Source organism: Streptomyces netropsis (assembly GCF_014203545.1).
In the GTDB taxonomy this organism is placed as follows: Bacteria; Actinomycetota; Actinomycetes; order Streptomycetales; family Streptomycetaceae; genus Streptomyces; species Streptomyces netropsis.
In genome coordinates, this window is record NZ_JACHJG010000002.1 from 395,743 (window position 1) to 418,791 (window position 23,049).

The 23,049-nt window shown below is 72.0% G+C and carries 21 protein-coding genes; 18 read left to right on the forward strand and 3 right to left on the reverse strand.

The features are described 5' to 3' along the window. Positions 1-28 precede the first annotated feature (28 nt). From FHS38_RS06580 to FHS38_RS06610, 7 genes are all read left to right on the forward strand, one after another. A complete protein-coding gene (locus tag FHS38_RS06580) occupies positions 29-742 on the forward strand; it encodes a nucleotidyltransferase family protein (RefSeq protein ID WP_184731714.1) in 714 nt (237 codons plus the stop codon). Positions 743-751: 9 nt separating this feature from the next. Next, complete coding sequence (locus FHS38_RS06585) at positions 752-1,654, forward strand: NAD-dependent epimerase/dehydratase family protein (RefSeq protein WP_184731716.1); 903 nt, start codon at positions 752-754, stop codon at positions 1,652-1,654. Beyond that, positions 1,651-2,379 carry a spherulation-specific family 4 protein gene (locus FHS38_RS06590; RefSeq protein ID WP_184731718.1) on the forward strand — a complete coding sequence of 243 codons (729 nt, stop codon included), beginning with the start codon at positions 1,651-1,653 and terminating at the stop codon, positions 2,377-2,379. Before FHS38_RS06585 ends, FHS38_RS06590 begins: the two co-directional genes overlap by 4 nt. Then, positions 2,376-3,326 carry an endo alpha-1,4 polygalactosaminidase gene (locus FHS38_RS06595; protein ID WP_229822550.1) on the forward strand — a complete coding sequence of 317 codons (951 nt, stop codon included), beginning with the start codon at positions 2,376-2,378 and terminating at the stop codon, positions 3,324-3,326. Before FHS38_RS06590 ends, FHS38_RS06595 begins: the two co-directional genes overlap by 4 nt. Positions 3,327-3,529: 203 nt before the next feature. Beyond that, positions 3,530-4,846, forward strand: a complete 1,317-nt coding sequence (locus FHS38_RS06600; protein ID WP_184731720.1) for an alpha/beta hydrolase — start codon at positions 3,530-3,532, stop codon at positions 4,844-4,846. After that, on the forward strand, positions 4,843-7,389 hold the full coding sequence (locus FHS38_RS06605) for an MprF family protein (protein ID WP_184731722.1): 2,547 nt from the start codon (positions 4,843-4,845) through the stop codon (positions 7,387-7,389). The genes FHS38_RS06600 and FHS38_RS06605 overlap by 4 nt, the downstream gene beginning before the upstream one ends. A 183-nt stretch (positions 7,390-7,572) precedes the next feature. Further along, positions 7,573-10,245 carry a hypothetical protein gene (locus tag FHS38_RS06610; protein ID WP_184731724.1) on the forward strand — a complete coding sequence of 891 codons (2,673 nt, stop codon included), beginning with the start codon at positions 7,573-7,575 and terminating at the stop codon, positions 10,243-10,245. A gap of 13 nt (positions 10,246-10,258) precedes the next feature. On the opposite strand, the gene FHS38_RS06615 is transcribed toward FHS38_RS06610, so the two are convergent. Further along, entirely contained in the window at positions 10,259-10,990 is a 732-nt protein-coding gene (locus FHS38_RS06615) for an oxygen-binding di-iron domain-containing protein (protein WP_184731726.1), read from the reverse strand. Positions 10,991-11,104: 114 nt separating this feature from the next. Beyond that, positions 11,105-11,854: an SDR family oxidoreductase gene (locus tag FHS38_RS06620; RefSeq protein ID WP_184731728.1), complete on the reverse strand. Its 750-nt coding sequence runs from the start codon at positions 11,852-11,854 to the stop codon at positions 11,105-11,107. A 97-nt stretch (positions 11,855-11,951) separates the two neighbouring features. Between FHS38_RS06620 and FHS38_RS06625 the strand changes: the two genes are divergently transcribed. From FHS38_RS06625 to FHS38_RS06660, 10 genes are all read left to right on the forward strand, one after another. Further along, the gene (locus FHS38_RS06625) at positions 11,952-12,542 is read left to right on the forward strand and encodes a TetR/AcrR family transcriptional regulator (protein WP_184731730.1); all 591 of its coding nucleotides are present in this window, start codon (positions 11,952-11,954) and stop codon (positions 12,540-12,542) included. 127 nt (positions 12,543-12,669) lie between these two features. After that, positions 12,670-13,872, forward strand: coding sequence for a cytochrome P450 (locus tag FHS38_RS06630; protein ID WP_229822552.1), 1,203 nt, complete (start codon positions 12,670-12,672; stop codon positions 13,870-13,872). A 73-nt stretch (positions 13,873-13,945) separates the two neighbouring features. Further along, positions 13,946-14,320, forward strand: a complete 375-nt coding sequence (hslR, locus tag FHS38_RS06635; protein ID WP_184731732.1) for an Hsp15 family ribosome-associated heat shock protein — start codon at positions 13,946-13,948, stop codon at positions 14,318-14,320. A 90-nt stretch (positions 14,321-14,410) separates the two neighbouring features. Continuing rightward, the gene (locus FHS38_RS36290; protein ID WP_362221080.1) at positions 14,411-14,485 is read left to right on the forward strand and encodes a putative leader peptide; all 75 of its coding nucleotides are present in this window, start codon (positions 14,411-14,413) and stop codon (positions 14,483-14,485) included. 162 nt (positions 14,486-14,647) lie between these two features. After that, complete coding sequence (locus FHS38_RS06640) at positions 14,648-15,664, forward strand: isopenicillin N synthase family dioxygenase (protein WP_184731734.1); 1,017 nt, start codon at positions 14,648-14,650, stop codon at positions 15,662-15,664. A 147-nt stretch (positions 15,665-15,811) separates the two neighbouring features. Continuing rightward, positions 15,812-16,639, forward strand: coding sequence for an MFS transporter (locus FHS38_RS06645; protein WP_229822555.1), 828 nt, complete (start codon positions 15,812-15,814; stop codon positions 16,637-16,639). Beyond that, positions 16,636-16,878 carry a hypothetical protein gene (locus FHS38_RS35135; protein WP_229822557.1) on the forward strand — a complete coding sequence of 81 codons (243 nt, stop codon included), beginning with the start codon at positions 16,636-16,638 and terminating at the stop codon, positions 16,876-16,878. The genes FHS38_RS06645 and FHS38_RS35135 overlap by 4 nt, the downstream gene beginning before the upstream one ends. 174 nt (positions 16,879-17,052) lie before the next feature. Further along, positions 17,053-17,937, forward strand: coding sequence for a MetQ/NlpA family ABC transporter substrate-binding protein (locus FHS38_RS06650; RefSeq protein WP_184731736.1), 885 nt, complete (start codon positions 17,053-17,055; stop codon positions 17,935-17,937). 113 nt (positions 17,938-18,050) lie between these two features. Further along, positions 18,051-19,004 carry a methionine ABC transporter ATP-binding protein gene (locus FHS38_RS06655; protein ID WP_229822559.1) on the forward strand — a complete coding sequence of 318 codons (954 nt, stop codon included), beginning with the start codon at positions 18,051-18,053 and terminating at the stop codon, positions 19,002-19,004. Continuing rightward, positions 19,001-19,663, forward strand: coding sequence for a methionine ABC transporter permease (locus tag FHS38_RS06660; RefSeq protein ID WP_184731738.1), 663 nt, complete (start codon positions 19,001-19,003; stop codon positions 19,661-19,663). Before FHS38_RS06655 ends, FHS38_RS06660 begins: the two co-directional genes overlap by 4 nt. 12 nt (positions 19,664-19,675) lie before the next feature. Here the strand turns inward: FHS38_RS06660 and FHS38_RS06665 are convergent, their stop codons facing one another. Beyond that, positions 19,676-21,262 carry an FAD/NAD(P)-binding protein gene (locus tag FHS38_RS06665; protein WP_184731740.1) on the reverse strand — a complete coding sequence of 529 codons (1,587 nt, stop codon included), beginning with the start codon at positions 21,260-21,262 and terminating at the stop codon, positions 19,676-19,678. A 171-nt stretch (positions 21,263-21,433) separates the two neighbouring features. On the opposite strand from FHS38_RS06665, the gene FHS38_RS06670 reads away from it, so the two are divergent. After that, positions 21,434-23,038, forward strand: a complete 1,605-nt coding sequence (locus tag FHS38_RS06670) for an alpha/beta hydrolase (RefSeq protein WP_229822575.1) — start codon at positions 21,434-21,436, stop codon at positions 23,036-23,038. The last annotated feature ends 11 nt before the right edge of the window (positions 23,039-23,049 follow it).

Here is a 23,049-nt window from a genome sequence, read left to right on the forward strand (position 1 = left end):
GCCACCCACCGCAGAGAGGAATGCCACCATGCATGTCGTCATACTGGCCGGAGGCAAGGGTGTCCGGCTGCGTCCCTACACCACCGCGCTGCCCAAGCCCCTGGTGCCCATCGGCGAGGAACACGCGATCCTCGAGATCGTGATGCGTCAGCTGGCCGACGCGGGATTCACCACCTGCACCCTCGCCATCGGCCACCTCGGGCACATCATCCGCGCCTACGTCGGCGACGGCTCCCAATGGGGCATGAAGGTCGACTACACGACCGAGGAGAGCCCGCTGGGGACCATGGGCCCCCTGCTCACCATGCTCGACCGGCTGCCCGAGAACTTCCTGGCGATGAACGGCGACATCCTCACCGACCTCGACTTCGGCGCGATGTACCGCACCCACGTGGCCGCCGGGGCACCGCTGACCATCGCCACCTACGCCCGGAAGGTGAACATCGACTTCGGTGTGCTGACCACCGACTGCGGGCGCGTCGTCGGTTTCGCCGAGAAGCCGAGCATGGACTACCGGGTCTCCATGGGTGTGTACGGCGTCTCCCGCGAGGCCCTGTCCCGCTACACCCCCGGCCTGCCGCTCGGTTTCGACGAGCTCGTCCTGGACATGCTGGCCGCGGACACTCCTCCGCACGCGTACGAGTTCGACGGTTACTGGCTCGACATCGGCCGGCCCGACGACTACGACCGGGCCAACCGGGAGTTCTCCCTGCACCGCGACATGCTGATCAAGGGAGCGTGAACGGCCCGCATGCGCATTCTCGTTCTGGGTGCCACCGGCTTCCTGGGCCGGCACGCCGTCGGGCAACTGCGCGCCCTCCCGGGCGCGCGGGTGCTCGACGGCGGCCGGGCACCCGGCGCCGATCTCCACCTCGACCTGTCCACCGCGGACCCCGCCCGCCTGGCCGCCGCACTGCGCGAGGTCGCCCCCGACGCCGTCGTCAACTGCGCGGGCGCGGTCGACGGCAGCGCGGTGAACCTCGCCGCGGTCAACGCCCGAGGCCCGGCCGTGCTGTGCGAAGCACTGCGCGAAGCCGCCCCGGCGGCCCGCCTGGTCCACCTCGGCTCCGCCGCCGAGTACGGGCCCACGGACGGGAACCGGCCCGTCGCCGAGACCGCCCCGGCCCGGCCCGTCGGCCTCTACGGCGCCACCAAACTCGCCGGCACCCTCGCAGTGACCGCCTCCGGCCTCGACGCCGTCGTCCTGCGGCTCTTCAACCTCGTCGGCCCCGGTTCCCCCGCTTCCTCACTGCCCGGCCGGCTCGCCGCCGAGCTGCACCGGGCCGGCCCCGACGGCAGCGTGCGGACCGGGGACCTCTCCGCCCACCGCGACTACATCGACGCGCGGGACGTGGCACACGCCGTCACCCTCGCCGTCACCGCGCCCGCGCCGCTGCCCCCTCTCCTCAACATCGCCGGCGGCCGGGCCCGCCAGGTCAGGGAGATCGCCGACGGGCTGGTACGGGCCGCCGGCTTCCGCGGGCGCATCGAGGAGGACGGCGGCGGCTCCACCCGCTCCGCCGCCGTCTCGTGGCAACAGGCGGACATCACCGCCGCCGCGCACGCCCTGCGCTGGGCCCCCCGGCACACCCTCGCCGACTCCCTCGCCGACCTGTGGGCCGAGACCCGCACCCGGGCGGAGTCCCTCCGGTGACCGGCCGGACGAACCCCGGCACGGGCGGCGGCCCGCCCCCCGACGGCGGGCGACGGCTGCTCGTCCCGCTGTACGTCCACCCGGCGGTGAGCCCGCAGGCGTGGACGTCGCTGACGGGCACCGCCGCCGGGCTGTACGCCGTGGTGCTCAACGTGGCGGACGGGCCCGGGCACCGACCCGACCCGGACTTCCGGGCGGCCGCCGACCGGCTCCGGGACGCGGGCGTCCGGCTGCTCGGCTACACCGACACCGGTTACGGCCACCGGCCACCACGCGAGATCATTGCCGACATCCGTAAACACCGCAGGTGGTACGACGTGGACGGGATCTTCTTCGACCAGGCGGCGGCTCATGCCGCGCTGCTGCCCCGCTACCGCAGGCTCGCCGTCCTCGCCAGGGCGCTGGGCGCCCGGACGGCCGTACTCAACCCGGGCACCCACCCCGACCCCGGCTACGCCCTGATCGCCGACCTCCTGGTCACCTTCGAGGGGAGCTGGGAGGCCTACCGGCGGGCGACGGTGCCGAACTGGACGGCCGACCACCCGCCCGAGCGGTTCTGCCACCTCGTCTACGGGGTCCCGCCCGAGCGGGCGGAGCAGGTGGCGCGGACCGCCGACGGGCGGGGCGCCGCCGTGCACTGCGCGGTGCCGGGGGAGGGCGCCAACCCCTGGCAGACCGCGCCGCTGACGGGCGCGGGCACCGGGCTCGCGGGGGACGTCCGGTGACCGCGCGACGCATCGGCGCCGGGCTGCTCGCCCTCGCCCTGCTCGGCCTCGCGGGCTGCTCCAGTGGCGGCGACGGATCCGATACCGAGGAATCGGAGGCGACTTCCTCCGCCGGTCCCAGGAGGACCGGCAACCCGGACCCCGACGAGGACAAGGAAGACCCCACGGACCCCTCGGGTCCCTCCGAATCCTCCGGCCCCTCCGGCTCCGCCGATTCCCCCGACCCCGGCACCACGCGCCCGGCCTCCCGGCGCTGGCGGCCCCGCCCCGGGACCCGCTGGCAATGGCAGCTCGACGGGCGGGTCGACATGAGCGTGGACGTCCCCGTCTACGACATCGACGGCTTCGAGAACTCCGCGAAGACCGTCGCGGGACTGCACGCCCGCGGCCGCAAGGTGATCTGCTACATCAACGCGGGCGCCTGGGAGAAGTTCCGGCCCGACCAGGCGGCCTTCCCCAAGGAACTGCTCGGCGAGAACAACGGCTGGGCGGGCGAGCGGTGGCTCGACATCCGCCGCCTCGACGTCCTCCGGCCGCTGATGGCCACCCGTATCGACATGTGCCGGAAGAAGGGCTTCGACGCCGTCGAACCGGACCTGACCGAGGGATACCGCAACACCACCGGATTCCCGCTCACCGCCGCCCATCAACTGGCCTTCAACCGCATGCTCGCGGAACTGGCCCACGACCGGGGGCTCGCGGTGGGCCTGAAGAACGACCTGGACCAAATCCCGGAGCTCGTGGGGGACTTCGACTTCGCGGTGAACGAGGAGTGCGCGCAGTTCGGCGAATGCGACCGGCTGACGCCGTTCGTGAAGCGGGACAAGGCGGTCTTCCACGTGGAGTACGCCTTGACGCCGGACGCGTTCTGCCGTGATGCCAAGCGGCTCGGGCTCAGCTCCATGCGCAAGCGGCTCGACCTGGACTCCTGGCGGAAACCCTGCTGACCGCCTGCCGAGCACCGCAGAAGAGATGCGCCTCAGGAAAGAGGGATGAATACCCCGGGTTGCCGGATATCTGCTGAAAGGTAGCATTTTCCGTGAACGGGTAGATGGTGCGTTCAAGTCCACCCGGCTCCACCACGTGGGGCCGTAGCTCAAGGCAGAGCGACCCGTTCGCCCACACCCCCCACACGGACGTGGTGCGACGCATGCGGATCGCGGCAGGCCCGCTGGACTGGTCATTGGTGAGCGGATGGATTCCGCTCACCCTTCTCGTCGTGGGGCTGTGCGCGCTGGCGGCCCTGCTCTACTCCCGGCAGCGCCGGTGGTGGATCCGCTGGGGACCGGTCGCCGTCGTGCTCGCCGTGCTGCTCACCTGGCTGCTGCGGGTGGCCGTGGACGACTGGCTCCAGCTCTTCCCCGACCCGCTGCCGACCGATGTGGTGCTCTGGGTCGGCGTCGCCGTCCTCGGCGTCGTTCTCGCGGCCTTCCGCCTTCCACTGCTCAGACCCCGCCTGTGGGTGCCCGTCCTGCTCGCCGGGCTGCTCGTCGTCCTGCTGGGGGCCTCGCAGATCAACCGGCACTTCGACCAGTACCCGACGGCGCGCACCGCCCTCAACACCTGGCTGCAGAAGACCACCAGCCTGGCCGACGCGACCGGGCGCAAGGAGCCCGCCCTGCGGGTTCCGGCGGGCAAGGCGATCTCCGACGTGTGGCGGCCTCCGGCGGGGCTGCCCGAGAAGGGCACGCTCTCCAAGTCGTCGATCCCCGGCACCAAATCCGGCTTCGTCGCCCGGAGCGCGTACGTCTTCCTGCCCCCCGCCTACCGCTCCACCCCCCGCCCCCTGCTGCCGGTGATCGTGCTGATGGCCGGCCAGCCGGGATCGCCGGACGACTGGATCAACTCGGGCCGGCTGGTCGGCATGATGAACACCTTCGCCGCCGCGCACCGGGGCCTCGCCCCGGTGGTCGTCGTCGTGGACCCGCTCGGCAGGCAGTTCGCCAACACCCTCTGTGTGGACTCCAAGCTCGGCAACGTCCAGTCCTACCTCTCCTTGGACGTCCCCGACTGGATCCGCTCCCATCTCCAGGTCGCGACGGCCCGTACCTCCTGGATCGTCTCGGGCATCTCCTTCGGCGGTACCTGCTCCATCCAGCTCGGCGTCAACGCCCCCGACGTCTACGGCGTCGTCAACGACATCTCCGGTCAGGACGCGCCGACCCTCGGCAGCACCAAGAAGACCGTCGACACGGCGTTCGGCGGCGACCCGGCCGCCTACGCCGCCGTCAACCCGCTCGATGTGATGGCGCGCAAGCGGTTCCCCGACACCACGGCCGCGTTCATCGCCGGCAGCGACGACAAGACCTACCGGCCGCAACAGCGCAAGGTCTACGAGGCCGCGGTCAAGGCCGGCATGCGGGCCGAGTGGGTGGAGCTCCCCGGGGGCCACAGCTGGCAGGTATGGCGGCCCGGCCTGGAGCGTCAACTGCCCTGGCTGTCCCGGGAGACGGGACTGATCCGATGACCTCGGCACCTTCCCCCGCCCCGCTCGACGACCCCGCCGAGGCGCCCGTCGTCGGCGACAGCCGGCACCCGTGGCGCACCACCCTCGACCGGCTCCTCGCCCCCGTTCGGCACGCCCCGTTCACCCTCGCCTTCCTCGCGGTCCTGTGGATCGTCGGTGCCGTCACCGGCAGCCTCGGCAGCGGCCCGAGCCGGCACCGCATGGAACGCTTCGGGGCCGGGCTGCCCTCCCTCGCCGAGGGCCGGTGGTGGACCCCGGCCACCTCGCTGCTGTGGTGCCCCGGCCTCGCCGGCTACATCGGCGCGACCGTCCTCGTCCTGGTGCTCCTGACACCCGCCGAACGCCGCCTCGGCGTCGCCCGCACCGCCGCGGTCCTGCTCGGCGGCCAGATCACGGGCACCCTGCTCGCCATCGGCATCGTCAAACTCGGTTCCCTCGCGGGCGAGCAGTGGCTGGACAGCCTCTCCGAGGACCTCGCCGTCACCCCGACCGTCGGCGCGCTCGCCGTGGGCGGGGTCCTCAGCTACCGGCTCACCGCGCTGTGGCGCCGCCGGGTCCGGCTCGGCATCGGCGCGTTCGCGCTGGTGATGGCCCTGTACGTGGGGCATCTGCAAGGCGTCATGCGGTTCGGCGGGGTCGTGGTGGGCCTCGCCGCCGGTGCCGCGCTCTACCACCGCTCCGGCCGGGTGCGGCTGCGGCGCGCCTCGCACACCGAGGCCCGGGTGCTGGTCGCCCTCGTCGTGGCCGCCTCCGCGATCGGACCGATGATCGCCATTCTCTACCGCGACGCGTACGGCCCCTTCAACTCCTTCGACAACCTCTACGTCTCCATCCAGCCCACCGCCGAGGAGATCGCGGACGCCTGCGCCTCCTCCGCCCGCGACTGTCACTCCGAGCACGCGATCCAGGACTTCTACCACTCGCCATCCGTGATCATGGCCGCGCTGGTGCCCATCCTGCTGCTCGTCCTCGCCGAGGGGCTGCGCCGCGGCCTGCGCCTCGCCTGGGGCCTCGCCGTGCTGGTGCACCTCGCCTGGATCGCGCTGCTCGGCTATCTGCTGAACGACTTCCTCGCCGACCCCCAGGCGTACGGCGCGGTACCCGCCGAACACGCGGGGTACGTCCAGTCCTTCGTCGAGCAGATGCTGCTGCCGGTCCTGGTCCTCCTCCTGCTCGTCCTCACCCGCGACCGGTTCGACCTGCGGCTGCCGCGCACCGCGATGTACAAGCTGGCGGCGGTCGTCGGGGCCGCGTTCCTGCTGGTGTGCGCCGCCTACGTGGGCATCGGATACGCCGTGCGCGACCAGTACGACCCGGACGCCACCCCCGGGCTGCTCTTCGGCGGGCTGGTGTCGGTGTTCCTGCCACCCGCCTTCCTCGACGAGTTCACCGACTCGCCGATCCCGGTCGGCGGCACGGCGAAGGCCCTCTACCAGTACTGCGGGCTCGTCTTCTGGGCGGTCGCCCTGGTCGCGCTGTTCTTCACCTTCCGCCGCCCCCGGCTGCACACCGACGCGGACGCGGCCGTACGGGCCCGGGAACTCCTCACCACGCACGGCGGCTCGAACCTCTCCTACCTCACCACGTGGGACGGCAACTACTACTGGTTCGACGAGAGCGGCCGGGCCGCCGTCGCCTACCGGGTGATCTCCACGGTGGCGCTGACGACCGGCGACCCGTTCGGCGACCCGCAGGCCCGCGCGGCCGCCGTCGCCGGCTTCTCCCGGCACTGCGACGAGCGCGGCTGGACACCCTGCTTCTACAGCGTGGGGTCACCGACCCTGGAGGCCGCCGAGCAGCTGGGCTGGCGGTCGGTGCAGGTGGCCGAGGACACCGTGGTGCCGCTGCCCGACCTGGCCTTCACCGGAAAGAAGTGGCAGGACGTCCGTACCGCCCTGAACAAGGCCAAGAAGGAGGGCATCACCGCGGAATGGTGGTCCTACCCCGAGGCCCCGGTCGCCCTCACCGACCAGGTGCGGTCGATCTCCGAGGAGTGGGTCGCCGACAAGGGGCTGCCGGAGATGGGCTTCACCCTGGGCGGCCTCGACGAACTCGACGACCCGGCGGTGCGCTGTCTGCTCGCCGTGGACGCCGACCGCACGGTGCACGGCATCACCAGCTGGATGCCGGTCTACGGCAGTGGTAGCCCGGTGGGCTGGACGCTGGACTTCATGCGCCGCAGGGCCGGCGGATTCCGTGGCTCGATGGAGTTCCTGATCGCGTCGGCGGCCCTCGGCTTCAAGGAGGAGGGCGCCGCGTTCCTCAGCCTCTCCGGCGCCCCCCTGGCCCGCACGGCCAGCGCCCAGCCGCCCGCGGCGCTGCAACGCGTCCTCGACTACGGGGGAAAGGTCCTCGAACCGGTCTACGGCTTCCGGTCCTTGCTGAACTTCAAGGCCAAATTCCAGCCCCGGTACCGGCCCCTGTACATGGCCTATCCCGATCCGGCCTTCCTGCCCGCCATCACCCGGGCGATCTCCAAGGCGTATCTGCCGCACATGACACCGGCCCAGGGCATGCGGCTGATGAGACAGTTCTCCGCCTAGGGCCTGTCCGGCGGATCTTCGTGGAATCGGCGAGCGGCATTGGGGGCACCCTGGTGTCAGGCGTCGGGAGCCCACGAAGATCCGCCGGACAGGCCCTGGTTCCGAAGCCGTGATCGCCCAGGTTGCCCGGATGCGAATTCGTAGAAGACTGGTAGGTGACGACCCGAGCCGCAGGGGGTCGGCATGTCCTCACGCGCACATCGGCACTCCACAACGGATCTTTCCCTGCTCCCCGTACCGCACGTCCTCGGAGCGGCGGTGCTGGCCGGTGCCGCGTTCTCCCTCCTGCTCGGCGCACTGCGCGCGATCGGGGGGAAGCAGCCCGCCTGGCATGCGTCGTGGCCGGAGCCCATGGCCTCGGTCGCCGAGTGGGTGATGCAATGCCTCAACGGCGTGGCGCGCGTGGTGGCCGGTGGGCAGAACGGGGCTTCGCTGTCCCAGCGCCTCGGCTGCCTGCTGCTGCTCATCGCCTTCTTCGTCCTGCTGCGTCGCGCGATGCTCTCCCGAAACGCCTACAAGCCCGGACCGGTGGACGTGAAGCGGCTCGTCGCCTCGTCCCCGGACGTGGAGACGCAAGTGGAGGGCCTGACCGCGCAACTGCGCAAGTACCTTTCGGAAACCAATCTGTATCCCCCGACCGCCCTGCCGGCGGAGGCCCCCGCGGACAACTTCCTGGATCTGCTGGGTGACGTCGACCTCGAACCGAAGAAGCTGGGGACGAGCCTGCTGCGGCTCTTCAGCCGACTGCGGCCCACGATCGCCTACACGGTCCGCGGGGTGCTGCGCGCGCGGGCCCAGGAGCCGCATCTCGGGGTGACGATCACCGTCACCTCCTACGCGATCAGGGGCAGTCGCACCGAGACACTCTGGGAGACGACGTGGGAGGACGTGGTGCGGGAGGCCGGGAACTGGGTGATGGCCACGCTCGTGCCGGTGACCCGGGCCAGCAGGCGCCCGCCCTGGCAGGACTGGCACGGCAGGGACCTGTGCCCTGACTTGTTCGCCGCCTACCAGGAGGCGAGAAGACTCACGGAGGAGCGGAAGTTCGACGACGCCCTGGAGCACTACTACGCGGCGCTGCGGCTCGACCCCATGAACCTGTATCTGCGGACCCAGATCGCCGGTACGCAGGAAAAACTCGGGCTGCATCTGGACGCCCTGGAGACCTACTACGGAGCCATGCTCCTGGACGGGTGCACCAACAGGCAGCGCAAGGCCCGACTCGCCAGGAAGGCCTGGAACCCGCGCCGTTTCCTGCGCCACAGATACCGGTGGTGGCGTGACGGGCTCCTGGAGGCCCGCTATCGGTACGCGGTCGTGCTCGGTGTCACGGAGCGCACCGCCGCGCAGTGGTGCCGCAGCCCGTTCGAGGACACCTTCGAACCGAGGCGGGCACAGGCCCGGGAGGAGATCCGCAGGTCACTGACGCCGGCATTCGTCGATCGGTACTGGCCGACACTGATCGGACTCACCCCACCCGGCCGTTCGCGGTTCGAGGCCGAGGACGAGGTACTGATCAAGGACTGGCTCGCGCGGCAACTCGGCGACCATTCCCGGCGGGAGATCGTCCGGATGATATTCCAGTGCGCGGCCCAGGAGGAGATGCGGCAGCTGGCCCGGGACTATCCCCTCGTCAGCCTGCATCCCTTCGCCGCCGCCCGCCGGCGTGGAACAGTCACCTGGCCCTCTCTCCGGCTCAACCGTGATGTCTGGGCACCGCTGAGGCTGGCCTGGGCCGACGGTGTGTGCGAGTCGGGGTGTGCGTCCGGGACCGAGTGCGTGCGACACCGCATCGACGGGTTGCCGAAGGCCCCGGACTGGCTCGCGCAGCCGGAGACCCTCGAGGAGCAGGTGCGGAAGGTGATGGCCTGGCCGCTGCCGGACCGGCTCAAGCAGTGGGCCAGGGACTGGAGCCTGTGGCCCCGTCGCCCGTGGCAGGACAGTTACAGCGCGGCATGCGTCTACGCCGTGGCGATGCACGTCAAGGCGCGGAAGATGAACGCGGACGACCTCGCGGAGATGGCCGTGAACGAGCTGGAGGACGCTGCGAGAACCGACCGGAGCGGCTTTCACCCCCTGATGAGGGAGTGGCTGCTCATCGAGGACCCCGATCTGGAGGAACTGCGGCGCAAGGACCGCTTCATCCGCTTCGAGCGTGAGACCTATCCGCATGCCGTCCCCGACCGCCACCGGCCGAGGCGGCCGTTGTGGGCCGAGGTGATGGCCTACGACCAGCGGCTCCTGCGCGGCACCGCCCGGGTCATGGAGGAGACCTGGTGCCTCAGAAAGGAGCGGCTGCCCGCCGAGACCCACGTCCTCGCCCAATGGTTCAGCGGAGAAGGGGAACTGTGGGAGTGCGTCCACCGTGTCGCCCGGAACCAGGGGTGCGATTGGCGCGACCGTGAAAAGCTGCTGCAGACCGTGCGCGCGATCGCCGACCCCGTCCTGCTGACCCGGTGCGGCCTGCCGTCCACGTTGCCCGAGCTGGACGAGCTGCTGGACGAGGCGGCGTGGATCGAACCCGGCGAGGCCGAGGGGCGGGTCGAGGTGTTCGACAAACTGATCGTGCGGCGCCTGCAGATCCTGAGCTGCGCCTTGCAGCAGCGGTCGGTGGACTCGGCCGCCGCGTCGCCCGTCTCGCGCAGTGTCCAGTGGCTCGCCGCGGTGCGGCAGGACTTCGCATCGGTCGGCTCCGTGTCCCCGGGCGCCGTCCGCCAGGCGTGCTGGGACTACGAGGCCACGTGGCGGGCGCTGAGCGAGCAGCTCGATCCCGACGGGGACAAGCTCGCCCTGCCCAGGGCGCTGCGCCGCCTCCGGGAGCCGCGCGGCGCCCGGGGCGGTCCGGCCCTGGTCTGATCGGGTGCGACGGTCACCTGCCCCGGTGACCGTCGCACGACGCCAGGAAGCGGCCCTCGTACGCCGCCGCCAGATCGGTCAGCGCCTGTTCGCAGTCGCCCGCGTAGGACGGGCCGTGCATCAGCCCCAGCGTGGTCGGCCGCAGCTCGGCCAGGCGGCGCATGGTCGGTGCCGTGGTGGCCGTCAGGCACGTCGCCCCGAAGACGTCCTCGGCGGCCAGGGCGGGGCCGACGATCTCGCTCTCTGTCAAGGGCGGGGCGTTGCCGACCCTGGTGAAGAGGTCACCGCACAGGAGCGTGCCCGTCGTCTCCTCGTACAGCAGTCCGGCGTCCCAGCCGTGCGGCACGTGCGGGGTCTCCAGGCGGCGCACCCGCTTTCCGCCGAGGTCGAGCACCTCTCCGTCCTCCAGCGGGCGCGGCTGACGGTCGGCCATGTCGTTCACCGACACCAGGCACCCCATCGCGCCGTGCGCGACCTGGGCCCGCGGGGCCGCCTCCAGCCAGGAGTTCAGCGAACCGCACTCGTCGGCCTCGACATGACCGAAGGTGATCCAGCGGAGGTTCTCCACCGGGGTCACCCGGGCCACGGCCTCCGACACCAGGGGGAACAGCGCCCGCAGCCCGCAGTGGAACAGCAGCGGCTCCTCGGCGTCGACGAGGAACTGGTTGAACATGAAGTCCGCGTCGCTGATGTAGGTGGACAGCCGGTAGATGTCCGGCGCGATCTCCGTGACCTGCGTTTCCATCGGCCCAGTCTGGCCGCGGCCGTCGGCCGGCGGGGGCGGCCCGCCGTCGGCCGCACCGGAGTCTGTGGGCCGATTCCCCCGAACGGGCCAGCTCGCCGGGGACCGGCCGCCCGGTCAGGCCAGGTAGCCGCCGTCGATGTCGAGGACCGCGCCGGTGACGAAGGAGGCGCCGGGGCCGGCGAGGAAGACGATGCCCGCCGCGATCTCCTCCGGCCTGCCGTGGCGCCCCATCGCGTTCGCCGCGTGCTGCGCGTCCGCGAACGCACCCGTCGACGGGTTCATGTCGGTCGCCACCGCGCCGGGCTGTACGACGTTGACGGTGATCTGCCGGGCGGCCAGGTCCCGGGCCGCGCCCTTGCTGTATCCGACGACGGCGGCCTTGGAGGCCGCGTAGTCGGCGACGCCCGGGAAGCCGGGGCGGGTGGCCAGCGTGGAGCCGACGGTGACGATCCGCCCGCCCGCGGTCATCACCCTGCTCGCGGCCCGGACGGCGGCCACGACCCCGCCGACGTTGACGGCGAGCTGCCGGTCGAACGCGGCGTGGTCGCCGTCGGGGGAGCCGACCGGGCCGTTGACCGACACGCCCGCGTTGTTCACGAGGACGTCCAGCCGCCCGAAGTCGGCCACGACGGTGTCGACCAGGGCGGTGACCTGACCGGCGTCGCCCTGGTCGGCCCGGTACGCCGCGCCGCGCACACCGAGGGCCTCGATGTCGCGCACGACCTTCTGGGCCTTGTCGGCCGCCGCGGCGTAGCCGATCACCACATCCGCCCCCGCCTCCGCCAGCGCGCGTGCGGTCGCCGCACCGATGCCGCGCGACCCGCCGGTCACCAGCGCCACCTTGCCTTCGAGCGTCTTCGTCATGAGTCCCAAGCCCCTTGGTCAAGAATTGTGTACCGATCGGTACTGAAGCGGAAGAGTACTATATCGATCGGTACGAAATGACTGGAGGCCGCCGCCCGTGACCGCTGGACGCCCGCGTGAGTTCGACATCGACGAACGCCTGGACCGCGCCCTGCGCGTGTTCTGGCGGCAGGGGTACGAAGGCGCTGCCCTGTCCGACCTGACCCGGGCCATGGGCATCAGCAGGCCGAGCCTCTACGCCGCCTACGGCAACAAGGAAGCGCTGTTCGACAAGGCGATCGACCGCTACCTGGACGCCTATGCCCGCCATGTCCGCGAGGCCCTCGACGAACCCACGGCCCGCGCCGCCGCCGAGCGGTTGCTGCGCGGCGCCGTCGAGGTCACCACCTCGCGGGACAACCCCGGCCGCGGCTGCCTCGTCGTCCAGGGCGCCCTCGCCACCGGCGAACAGGCCGGTGTCGTCCGCGACAAGCTCGCCGCCCGCCGCCGCGCCGGTGAAGCGGACCTGTGCGCGCGCTTCGAACGGGCCCGGGCCGAGGGCGACCTGCCGGCCGACACCGACGCCGCCGGTCTGGCCCGCTACGTCGCCATGGTCTCCTACGGCGTCTCCGTCCAGGCGTCGGGCGGCGCCACCACCGACGACCTGCACCGGGTCGTCGACGTCGCCCTGAGCTCCTGGCCGAAGTGATCATCGGGGTATTCACCCGAACGGGGGCGACGATGGGCGCGCCCCGCGGTCCGCGGCCCCGCCGGAGGTAGCCTGACGCGCAACCGGCCTGACGGTGGGTCAGGTGGCCATCGAGGTGGAGGCGACTGTGACGATCGGTGAAACCCCGCAAATGTACGAGGTCCCCGACCTGCCGGCGCTGGACTTCGACCCGTTCCTCAAGCAGTCGCTGCAGGCCGCGCCGGTCCGGATCCGGCTGCCGCACGGCAAAGGCGACTGCTGGCTGATGACCCGGTACGCCGACGTCAAGTTCGTCGCTTCGGACGCGCGGTTCAGCCGGGACGTCCTCAACAGGTCCGTCCCCAAGATGACCAAGCACTTCATCCCGCTCGACCGGGCGGTCAGCTTCGTGGACCCGCCCGACCACGCCCGTGTGCGCGCGGTGGTCGCTCCCGCGTTCACCCAGCGCAGCATGGAGCGGCTGCGGCCCCGGGCCCAGGCCGTGCTCGACGGACTGATCGACGAGCTGCTGGCGGCCGGACAGCCCGCCGACCTCATCCAGTACGTCACCTCGCCGTTCCCCCTGGAGGTGGTCAGCGAGCTGATGGGCGTCCCCGCCGAGGACCGGCTGCAGGTCCGCGACTGGGCGCAGACCATCCTGACGAGGGCGTCCGACGAGGCGGCGTTCGAGCGGGCCAAGGCGGTGAAGAAGGCCGCCCACGACTACTTCCAGGGGCTGTCCGAGGAGCGCCGCGCCGCACCGCGGGACGACCTGATGAGCACGATGGTGGCCGCCGTCGACGCGGGCCAGATCGACCAGGAGGAGCTGCTGGCCCTCGCCACCCTCATGGGGCTCAACGGCTGGCACGCGGTGCGCAACAACACCTCGAACATGGTCTACGCCCTGCTCACCCAGGACGGGCTGATGGACCGCCTGCGGTCCGAGCCCGCGGTGGTGCCGAAGGCCGTCGACGAGCTGCTGCGCTGGATCCCGCACAAGCACGGCATCGGACAGCCGCGCATCGCCACGGTGGACGTCGAAGTGGGCGGTTCCCAGATCGCCGCCGGTGACATCGTCTACGTCTCCTACGTCGCCGCCAACTGGGACGAGGAGGTCTACCCCGACCCCGACCGGATCGACTTCGACCGCCAGGGCCCGCCGCACGTCGCCTTCGGGCACGGCCCGCACTTCTGTGTGGGCCCCCTGCTGGCCCGCATGGAATCGGAGGTCCTGCTGTCCACCCTGGCCCGCCGGCTCCCCGAGCTGCGGCTCGCGATTCCGGCGGACCAGGTGCGGTGGCAGACCGAGGTGCTGATCCGGGGCCCGATCGATCTGCCGGTCGCGTGGTGAGCACCTGATCGACGCGATGCCGCTCCCCGCGGGGCATTCACCCCGCGGGGAGCGCTTGCATAAGGTGGGGGGCATGGCTTCCGACGAGCAGTCCGTACGGATCGACAGCTGGATCTGGTCCGTGCGGCTCACGAAGACCCGTTCGCTGGCGGGCACCGCCTGCCGCGCCGGTCACGTGCGCGTCAACGGCGAGCGGGTCAAGCCCGCCTACGCGGTGCGGTCCGGCGACGAGGTCCGGCTGCGCGTGGGCGGACGGGACCGGATCGTCGTGGTCTCGCGTGTCGTGAAAAAGCGGGTCGGTGCCGCGGTCGCCGCCGAATGCTTCGTCGACAACAGCCCGCCGCCCCCGCCGCGCGAGGAGATCGCCCAGGTCGCGCACCGCGACCGCGGCGCGGGCCGCCCGACGAAGCGCGACCGGCGCGACCTGGAGCGTCTGCGCAACGGCTGAGCGCTCCGGCGGAGCACGGACGGCAGGTCCTGATCCGCCCCGGACCGGGCTCGAAAAACAGTTCGGCGCCCGGTCGTATACCCTGGTCGTGTGATTCCGCTCGTCAAGCGCCGCCACGTGGACCTCGTCCGCGTTACGAGCATGTCCTGTCGCCACTACGGCTGACCATCACCTGACCGTGCCCCGCTCTCCGGGCAGTGGTCCCCTTTTCTTTCTCCTGCCTTTCCTAGCCGTTTCCCGGCCCCGCTCCCGCATACCCTGCGGCGCTTCGCGGGTCGCCCGGCCACCGCCGGGCGTGACCGGGCCCTCACGCTGTGGATAAATTTCATGATCAACGAGCTTCCCGTCATCGACCTCTCCGCCGCCTCGGCCGGCCCCGACGCACGGGCCCGCTTCCATGACGCGCTGCACACCGCCGCCCGCGACGTGGGGTTCTTCCATCTGACCGGCCACGGCATCACCGCGGCCGAGACCGATGAGCTGATGCGCACCCTGCGCGCCTTCTTCGCCCTGCCCGAGGAGGAGCGGCTCTCCATCAGCAACCTCAACTCGCCCCATTTCCGTGGTTACACCCGCATAGGCGACGAGCGGACCGGCGGCAGCCGTGACTGGCGGGACCAGATAGACATCGGCGCCGAGCGCGCGCCGCGCGTGCCCGGCCCGGACGAGCCCGGCTACTGGTGGCTGGAGGGCCCCAACCAGTGGCCCGCCGCCCTTCCTGAGCTCCGCACCGCCGCCCTGAACTGGGTCGACCGGCTGAGCTCGGTCGCCGAGCGGCTGCTGCACGAACTGCTCGCCGCGATCGGCGCCCCGCCGGACTTCTACGACGAGGCCTTCGCCGACCGCCCCCACCTGCACCTCAAGCTCGTCCGCTACCCCGGCAGCGCCCCCGACGGTGCCGCGCAGGGGGTCGGCGCGCACAAGGACTACGGCTTCCTGACACTGCTGCTCCAGGACACGGTCGGCGGACTGCAGGTGGAGGGTCCCGACGGTGCGTTCATCGACGTGCCGCCGATGCCCGGCGCCTTCGTGATCAACCTCGGCGAGCTGCTGGAAGTGGCCACCAACGGCTACCTCAAGGCCACCAACCACCGGGTCGTCTCCCCGCCCGGGAACCGGGAGCGCTACTCCGTCCCGTTCTTCTACAACCCGCGGCTGGACGCCCGTATCGAGCCCGTCCCCTTCCCGCACGCCCACCGGGCCCCCGGTGTCACCCAGGACTCGGCCAACCCGCTGTTCGCCGAGTACGGCCGTAACGAGATCAAGGGCTGGCTCCGGGCGCACCCCGCCGTCGCCCGCCGCCACCACGCCGAGCTGCTGGACGCCCCCGTACCGGTGAGCTGATCCCGGGCGCCCCGTGCCGCCGTTCGCCGCGCCGTGGTCGCGAACGGCGGCACGGGCGCGCGGCGGCCGTCGGCCGATCACGAATCGCGCCCTGCACCGGCATCGCCCGTCATGCGAGGGGAAGCCGGCGAAAGGGCGCGATGTGCCATGGAGCGAGCCTCTCCGGCCGATGTCCCCGAAGGTCCGGCGGCCGTCCGCCGTCCGGTCCCCGACCCCGGCCGCTGGGCGGTGCTCGCGGTGCTCTGTTCCAGCCTTCTGCTGGTCGCCATGGACGCCACCATCCTCAACGTGGCGCTGCCCTCGCTCATCAACGATCTCGAGCCGGGCGCGCTCGAACAGTTGTGGATCATCGACATCTACGGTCTCGTGCTCGGTGGCCTGCTGGTCACCAGCGGTGCGGTGAGCGACTGGTACGGCCGCAAGCGGCTCTTCCTGAGCGGCTTCGTCCTCTTCGGCCTGGCGTCCGTCGTCGCGGCCACCGCGGGCAGCTCCGCGCAGCTGATCGGCGGCCGGGTGCTGCTCGGGCTCGGCGGCGCCATGGTGATGCCGTCGACGCTCTCCCTGATCCGCAACATCTTCACCGACGCCCACGAACGGGCGCTCGCCATCGGCATCTGGGCCGCGGTCGCCGGTGCCGGGGCGTGCGTGGGACCGGTCGTCGGCGGGGTGCTCGTCGAGCACTTCGGCTGGTCGGCCGCGTTCTGGGTGAACGTCACGGTCGTCGTGGTCACGGTCGTCGCCGGACTCCGGCTGCTGCCGGAGTACCGCACCCCGCAGCCCGGCGGGCTCGGCAGGGTGGCCAGCGCGGCGGCCAGGAACGGACCGCGCTTGAAGAGGCGGTGCTGGTCTCGTCCGTACCGGCCGAACGCGCCGGGCAGGCGGGCGCGGTCTCGGAGACCGCCTACGAACTCGGCGTCGGCCTCGGTGTGGCCCTGCTCGGCAGCATCCACGGCGCCGTCTTCTACCGGCACATGACCGGGCTGCCCCTGGGCGGCGCCGATGTGGAGCGGGCGCGGGAGTCGGTCGGCGGTGCCGCGGAGGTCGCCGAGCAGGTCGGTGGCACGGCGGGGCGGCAGGTGCTCGAAGCCGCCCGCGACGCCTTCGACGACGCGCTCACCACGACGGCGTACGTGTCGGCGGCGATCGTCGTCGCCGTGGCCCTGCTCACCGTCCGGCTGGTGCCCCGCGGGTTCAGAACGACGGGCAGCCGCTGAGCGGTCCGAAGGAGTAACCCCCCTTGCCCTTCGCTTTATTGCAAAGCCATGAAGCGTTCCTTTCATTTCCAGGCGAAGCCCCCGTTCGCTCATACGATCTCCAGCACGCCGCCGGTCATCGACCCGGTCGGCGCTCTCGCGCTTCGTACCGCCTGCTTCCTGGAATGAGCACCGATGAATCTCACCCTCTCCCGTCGCCGCGTCGCGGCGGCGTCCGTGGCCGCCGCCCTCACGCTCGCCCTCTCCTCCTGCGACCTGTCCGAGGCGGCCGACGGCAACCAGGTGCGGATCGGGGTCAACGGCGCGGACCCGGAGTGGGACGTCCTCGCCGAGGAGGCCGAGAAGGAGGGCCTCAAGGTGAAGATCGTCAACTTCGACGACTACCAACTGCCCAACAAGGCCCTGGCCGACGGTGACATCGAGCTCAACGCCTTCCAGCACCTGGCGTTCCTGAGCCAGTTCAACGCGCGCAACGGCACCGACATCGTGCCGGTCACCTCCACCTCCGTGGCGCCCATGGGCCTGTACTCGCTCAAGCACAAGAAGGTCGAGGAGATCCCCGACGGGGCACGGGTCGCGATACCCAACGACCCCTCCAACCAGGGCCGCGCGCTGCTCGTCCTGGAGCAGGCGAAGCTGATCGACCTCAAGGACGACGCCGGCATCTACGGCACCCCCGAGGACATCAGCGCCAACCCCAAGCACCTGAAGATCACACCGGTCGACGCCCAGCAGACCCCGCGCAGCCTGAAGGACACCGCCGCCTCGGTCATCAACGCCGGCGTCGCCGAACAGGCCGGCTACAAGCTGAAGCAGGCCGTCTTCCACGACGACCCCGAGAGCGCCGCCGCCCGCCCGTACGTCAACGTGCTCGCGGCGCGGGCCGAGGACAAGGACACCGAGAACATCCGGAAGATCGTGAAGCTCTACCGCTCGCCCAAGGTGCAGGAAGCCGTGGCGAAATCGGCGGGCGGCGCCCGGTACGTCCTCGACATCCCCGAGGCCGAGCTGGGCAAGGAACTCGACCGGCTCGAGAAGCAGGGGCGGGCCGACCGGTGATCGAACTCCGTGACGTCACCAAGACTTTTCCCTCGGGTCCCTCAGGTCCCTCGAGTGCTTCGAAGGGCTCCGGCCGGGACGGCAAGAAGCGGGCGGAAGGCGGGTTCACGGCGGTGGACGGGGTCTCCCTGACCATCGACCGCGGCAGCGTCTTCGGCATCGTCGGCCACAGCGGGGCGGGCAAGAGCACCCTGCTGCGGCTCGTCAACTACCTGGAGGAGCCCACCTCCGGCAGCGTCCTGGTCGACGGCCAGGACCTCGGCGCGCTCAGCGAGCGACGCCGGCGCGCGGTCCGGCGGTCCATCGGCATGGTCTTCCAGCAGTTCAACCTCTTCCGCTCGCGCACGGTCCTCGGCAACGTCGCCTACCCCCTGAAACTGGCGGGGCTGGGGCGCGCCGAGGCCCGCGAGCGGGCCGAGGAGGTCCTGCGCTTCGTCGGCCTGGAGGAGTACGCGCGCCGCTACCCCGAGCAGCTCTCCGGCGGCCAGCGCCAGCGCGTCGGGATCGCCCGCGCTCTCGCCACCTCGCCCGGCGTGCTGCTGTGCGACGAGGCGACCTCCGCCCTCGACCCGCAGACGACCCAGGAGGTGCTGGCCCTGCTCAAGCGGGTGGGCGGCGAACTGGGCGTCACCATCGTCCTGATCACCCACGAGATGGAGGTGGTCCGCGGCATCTGCGACAAGGTGGCCGTGATGGAGGCCGGCAAGGTCGTGGAGACCGGCGGCGTCTACGACGTCTTCGCCCGGCCCCGGCACCCCACCACCGAGGCGTTCGTCCGCTCGGCGCTCCAGGACCTTCCCGAGGCCGCGACCTGGGACAGGCTGCGGGCCCGGCACGGCGGTCGGCTCGTCACCGTACCGGTCACCGAGAACGGCGCGGCGGGGACGCGTGAGCTCTCGCGGCTGCTGCGCGAGCACGCGGTGGACTTCACGGTCGCCCACGCCGGAGTGGCCGAGGTGCAGGACCGCCCCCTGGGCAGCGTGACCCTCGAACTGCGCGGCGCGGACGAGGACATCGACGCCGTCCTGCTCCACCTGGCTTCCCGGACGACGGTGGGTGCCCGATGAAGGTCGACTGGAACGAGTTCTGGGTCAAGGTCGTGGACGCCACCGGCGAGACCGTCTACATGGTCCTGGTCACCCTCGCCCTGTCCGGCGTTCTGGGCACGGTCGTGGGGCTCGCCCTCTTCGCCACCCGCAAGGGCGGAATCCTGCGCAACCGCGTGGTCTTCGCCGTGCTGAACGCGCTGATCAACGTCATCCGGCCGATCCCCTTCATCATCGCCATCGTCGCGCTCTCCCCGGTGACCCGGAGCGTGGTCGGCACGATGATCGGCACCGAGGCGGCGATCTTCCCCATGGTCGTCGTGGCCACCTTCGGTGTCGCCAGGATCGTCGAGGGCAATCTGCTCTCCGTCGAGCCCGGGGTGATCGAGGCCGCGCGCTCCATGGGCGCGAGCCCCGTCCGGATCATCGTGACGGTGCTCGTCCCGGAGGCCCTCGGGCCCTTGGTCCTGGGCTTCACCTTCATGCTCGTCGCGCTGATCGACTTCTCGGCGGTGGCGGGGACCGTGGGCGGCGGGGGAGTGGGCAACCTCGCCATGACGTACGGGTATCTGCGCTTCGACACCTCGGTGATGGTGGTCGCGGTGGCGGTGCTCGTCGTCCTGGTGCAACTCGCCCAGCTCCTCGGCAACTTCCTGGCCCGCAAGGTGCTCCGCAGGTGACCCGGGGCCCGCTCAACCGCCGGACGGCACGGCCGAGATCTCGTCCGCGACCTGGCGGGCCTGCCGGACCACGTTGCGCAGATGGTTGGAGAACGGGATCCGCAGATGGGTGCCCACCCCGACCACCCAGATGTGCTCGGGCTCGGTCCCGGGCCGCAGGCGCAGCCGCAGATCGGCCTCCAGCCCGTCGACGGCCACGGCGGGCCCCGGCACCCCGCCCAGGTGGACGGCCTTGCCATCGGTGTCCCAACACAGCTCGGGGGGACGGAAACCGGTGGCGTTGACGACGTAGTCGAAGCTCGCCCGGGATCCCCCGGGCGAGCGCTGCGGCCAGTGCACCCGCCACGCGCCGTCGTCGAAGGACACCGCGCGGGGATAGGCGGGAGCCATCCGCAGCGCACCGGTCTCGAAGTGGGCGAGCAGCCGACGGGCGTTGACGACGGTCAGCGCCGTCGCGTAGCGGTCGACGAACCACGCGAAATGCGTGATCAGCGCGCGGCGCCGAGCGGCGGGAAGGCCGGCGCTCAGGGCGATCACCCCTTCCAGCAGCGGTACGACGACGCCGGGCCACGCGCAGGCACCGGCCTCCACCAACGCGGTCTCCTCCCGCAGGCGCCGGACGGGATCGGCGGCGGTGGAGGTCTGCGCGCGCAGCGGGCGGCGGTCGAGCAGCCGGACCGCCTCCACCGCGCACCGCGTCACCTTCGCTTCGAGGTGGGGGTCGGCGGGGTCGAGACGGGCGATCCCTTCCAACGGTGGGAAGTCGCGCACGGGCGCGGCCAGCGACCGCCGTACGGCGGGCAGCAGCCCCGACGGCGAGGCCATGGTCGTCCGGTGGCCGTCCCGGCACAGCAACAGGGCGGCATCGACGGCCGACTGGTGGGTGCCGAGCACCAGCACCCGGCTGCCCGGGGGAAGCCCGCCCCGGATCCGGCCGGCGGGGTAGGGGCTGTCCAGATAGCGGGGGTGACCGGGGAAGTCCGCGAAGCCGTCCGGGACGCGGGGGTGGTGGACGCCCGTACAGACGACGACCTCGTCGCCCGTGATCTCCTGTCCGCCGCGGAGCCGCACCCGGTGCCCGCCGGCCCCGGCGCTGACGGACACCGCCGTGTCCCGCACGTGCCGGACCTCGATGCCGTGGGCGATCGCCAGGGCGCGGGCGTCCGTGTGCCGGTCGTGGCAGTACTCGGCCATCCGGGCGCGCGGTACGCAGTCCTGCGGCTCCGGCGGCGCGCCGCGCTCCCGGAGGTAGTCGATGAAGTCGGTGGGCCGGTCCGCCAGCAGGGAGTTGACGTCGGCCGCGCTGTTGCACACCAACAGCGGGTCGCTGTCACCGAAGGCCAGCCCCCAGCCGGTGGGGTTGGGGTCCACCACCTGGACCGACCGTACCGGGCGGGCGGCGGGGCCGGTCCGTGTCCGTATGCCCGGGCGCAGCAGCGCGCGCACCAGGTGCAGGAAGACGCTGGTGCCGGCGAATCCGGCGCCCACGATCACGACGTCCCGCCCCGGGCCGCGGCCCTGCCCGTCGCCGTGGCCCTCCTCGTTCCCGTCGGCGTGCCCGGCCTCCCGGTCGCCACCGGGCGCGGCAGCATGTCCCATGGTCACCTCCCTTTCGTAGGTCACCCTGCCCCGCGCCGGTCCCGGGGAACCCGCACGGCCGTGTCATCCCGATGGCCCATCCCGGCTGCGGCCCGACCCCGTGGCGGATGGACTGGGGATCGTCCCCGAGGCCGCCCGCCGGGGGCATCGCCAGGAGAGGACGTGACGGGGATGCGTACCCGGCCCGGCAGGATAGCGGTGGTGGTGATCACCGCGGCCTTCATGGCCGGCGGCTGCGTGGCGGACGGAGGGGGCAGCGGCGGGAGGACGAGGCCGCCGACCCCGTCGGGCGGCCCGGACGGGCCGCAGCGGGCCGCCCCGCCCGGGCCCGCCGTGCCGGGGGTGCCCCCGGAGATCGCCCGGCAGCGCCTCGACTGGGCCCCTTGCGAGCCCGAGGACGCCGGGGAGGGTGTGCAGCAGCCGCTGCCGGACGCCGAGTGCTCCTGGCTGACGGTCCCGCTCGACTACGCGGTGCCCCACAAGAGCACCATCAAGGTGCGGGTGGCGCGGGTGAGCGCCCCGGGCGGGTCCCGGAGGCTCGGCTCGCTGGTGTTCAACCCCGGCGGGCCCGGTGAGCCGGGAGCCGCCCTGGTCGCCGACGGCACGTTCACGGCGACCCCCGAGGTGAGCGACGCCTACGACCTGGTCGGTTTCGATCCACGCGGCGTCCGCCGCTCGGCCCCGCTGATATGCCCCGCGAGCCACGGCGGCAGCGATCTCATCCCGCGCACCCGGCAGCGGATGGACGCCGAGTTCAAGGTCGCCGCCGAGCGGGCGGCCGACTGCCGGAAGGCCACCGGCGCGCTGATGGCGCACATGGACACCGTGAGCGTCGCCCGTGACCTGGACCTGCTGAGGGCGGCCCTGGGCGAGGACAGACTCGACTACCTCGGCGTCTCCTACGGCACCTACATCGGTCAGCACTACGCCCGGCTCTTCCCGGACCGGGTCGGGCGTTTCGTCCTCGACGGGGTCGTGGACCCGGGCGCCGACCAGGCGCAGACCGCGCGGGAGGACGTCAAGGCCATCAGCGAGAGCTTCGCGAGCTACGCGCGGACCTGCGCGGCGAACGACTGCTCCCTCGGCGCCACACCGGGGGAAGTCACCACCACGACCACCGACTTCGTGCGGGGCCTCGACGCCCACCCCGTCCCCGGCCCCGAGGGCGGCCGGCTCACCACCGCCATGGCGGCCCAGGCCATCCGTGACTCCCTCTACCAGGACGCGAGGTGGCCGGAGCTGACCCAGGCCCTGGTCGACGCCATGAACGGCGACCCGGAGCCGCTCATGCGGCTCGGCCCCTACGAGGGCCGGCTCACCGCGGCGGGGTCGGCCGGGGAGACCGGGGAGGCCGCTGCCGACCCGTCCATGGCCAGGAGCGCCATCGACTGCCTGGACCGGCCGGGGCCGAGGAGCCCCGACGACATCCTGAGATACCTCGGGGAGTTCGAGAAGGCGTCGCCGCTGTTCGGCTCCACCGTGGCCACGGCCATGGTCCACTGCGCCGCCTGGCCCATCACCCCGACGGGGAAGGCCGAACCCCTCAGCGCGCCCGGCGCCCCCGCCATGGTCCTGGTCTCCTACGCCGTCGATCCGGCGACACCGCTGGTCAACGCCCGGGCCGTACGGACGAACCTGGGCGCGGGCTCCCTGGTCGTCCGGGCCGGCACGGGTCACTCCGCCTACGCGAACGGCTCGGAGTGCACCGACCGCGCGGTGGGCACCTTCCTCCTCTCCGGCAAGCTGCCCCCGGCGGAACTGGACTGCGGGGCCTGACCGCCTGCGGC